The sequence below is a fragment of the Candidatus Symbiopectobacterium sp. genome (genome assembly GCF_020054415.1).
Lineage (GTDB): Bacteria > Pseudomonadota > Gammaproteobacteria > Enterobacterales > Enterobacteriaceae > Symbiopectobacterium.
Genome location: NZ_JAHWCO010000152.1, coordinates 1 through 2,036 on the forward strand (window position 1 = coordinate 1; position 2,036 = coordinate 2,036).

2 protein-coding genes and 1 pseudogene are annotated in these 2,036 nt (G+C 53.5%); all 3 read left to right on the top strand.

Annotation, left to right across the window (positions count from 1 at the left end; genetic code table 11):
• Window positions 1-523: pseudogene (locus QZ506_RS04580) on the top strand (hypothetical protein); the annotation flags it as partial.
• A 3-nt stretch (window positions 524-526) separates the two neighbouring features.
• Window positions 527-1,783, top strand: coding sequence for a DUF2800 domain-containing protein (locus QZ506_RS04585; protein ID WP_291969375.1), 1,257 nt, complete (start codon window positions 527-529; stop codon window positions 1,781-1,783).
• On the top strand, window positions 1,780-2,036 hold a 257-nt coding region (locus tag QZ506_RS04590; RefSeq protein ID WP_291969377.1), incomplete at its 3' end, for an ssDNA-binding protein. The genes QZ506_RS04585 and QZ506_RS04590, both read left to right, overlap by 4 nt.

The following is a 2,036-nucleotide window of genomic DNA, read 5'->3' on the forward strand; positions in this document are numbered from 1 at the left end:
GGTAGCCGTTGCGCTGGCGGCGCTCTACGGTAACGAGGGCCGTTATCTGGACAGCGATAAAATCACCGCCGCGGTTGACGTGACGGAAACGCTCAACGGCAAAGATCACAATGCGCAGATTGACGCACTGACGATGGCCCTGAAAGGCGTGCCGCGCGCAACCCAACTGCATGGTGAGGACGTATTCAATCTGGCTGTCCAGATGCTTGAGCATTGGGATGCGTTGCCGGGGATCACCGAGCGTCGCGAATACGCCGAATTATTGCTGGATACGCCACGCGATGAACGCGCAGGTGTTAAGCCGACAGTGACCAAAAAGGAAACAGAAGCCACCGTTGGCGATACCCCGGAAAACATTTTCAAGCAGGCGAGAAACCTGATTATGGAACTGACGACAGGCGGTTATCGTCACCAGGCCGTAGACATCCTGAATAAATTCGGTGCCCAGAAGCTGGGGCAGGTGCCACAGGAAAATCTGGCAGACGTTGTGATGCTGGCAGAACAGGCGCTGGCGGAGGGATAAGCCATGCCAGATATTCACGCGAAACTTTCCCCCTCATCCGCTCACCGCTGGCTACATTGCAACGCGGCACTGGCAGCGGAGCAGTTTGAGCCGAACAAAACCACGAGTTATGCCGAAGAAGGCATAACAGCGCATCATCTGGCCGAAACGATCCTCCGTAACCGGCTGAAACCTCGGTCAAAAGCCAGTCCTGTCCCGCAGGTCAGCCAGGAAATGGTTGATAAGGTGGGAGAGTACGTTGAAGCGGTCTGGACGCTGGCGCAGCAACCCGGCGCGATACTCTTGGTAGAGCAGAAATGCGACTTCTCTCACATCGTTGGTATACCCAATCAGTTTGGTACTTCGGATGCGGTGATCATCCTCGGTGATGAACTCCAGATCCACGACCTCAAATACGGTTATGAGAAAGTGGATGCGTTCGAAAACCCCCAGCTCATGCTTTACGCCCTCGGTGCGCTGGAGCAGGTCAGCCTGATCGCCGACATACACCGGGTACGCATGTTTATCCACCAGCCCCGCATCAACAACCTCAGCGAATACGAATGCAGCGTACAAAATCTGGAGGAGTTCGGGCAGAACGTGAAAGCCATCGCTGCCGATGTGCTGCAACTGGCAGACGACGCCGGGAAAAACGGCCCGGATGTTATCCCGGCTTCGGCCTATCAACCGGGTGAGAAAACCTGCCGCTGGTGTAAGCGGCGAGGTAAATGCCAGGCGCAAGCGGAGTATGTCGCGGCTGCGCTAATAAATGATTTCAGTGAAATAGCCGACCCGCCGCCTCTGAAAGACGCACTGACCACTGCCCATCAGAAGCTGGCTGAATCGGATGGGAAATGGCTGGGCGAAACGCTACCGCTGATTGACCATATCGAAAGCTGGTGTAAAAGCGTCCGCTCTGCGGCATTTAACCTGCTGCAAAATGGTCACTCCGTTTCCGGCTATAAACTGGTTCAGGGTAAACAGGGTAACCGTTCGTGGAGCAGTGAAGAAGAGGCAATTGCCCTGCTTAAAGACCAGTTCCGGTATAAAAAGGAAGAAGTTTATACCTTCAAAGTTATCAGCCCGGCGCAGGCCGAGAAACTCATTAAAAAGGCCAAACCGCGCCGCTGGGCACAGGTAGAAGCCATTATTACCCGCCCTGACGGAAAACCCGCCATGGTGCCAGAAGCCGATCCCAAACCGGCATTAATTATCAATCCCGTAAACGACTTTGACGATATTGAAGCCGCTGAATCCCTCATTTATGGAGCATCACGATGAAAGTTAAATTATCAAATGTAAGATTGGCCTTCCCTGCGCTGTTTGAACCTAAGACTGTTAATGGCGAAGGTGAACCACGATTTAGCGCTGCATTTATTTTCACACCCGACCATCCCTGCGTGAAAGAAATTGAAGCGGCTATCGCTCAGGTAGCTAAAGAAAAATGGGGGCCGAAAGCCGACAGCGTTCTTAAATCCTTACGCACCGGCCTGAAAGTCTGCCTGCACGATGGCGATGAAAAAGCAGAATACGA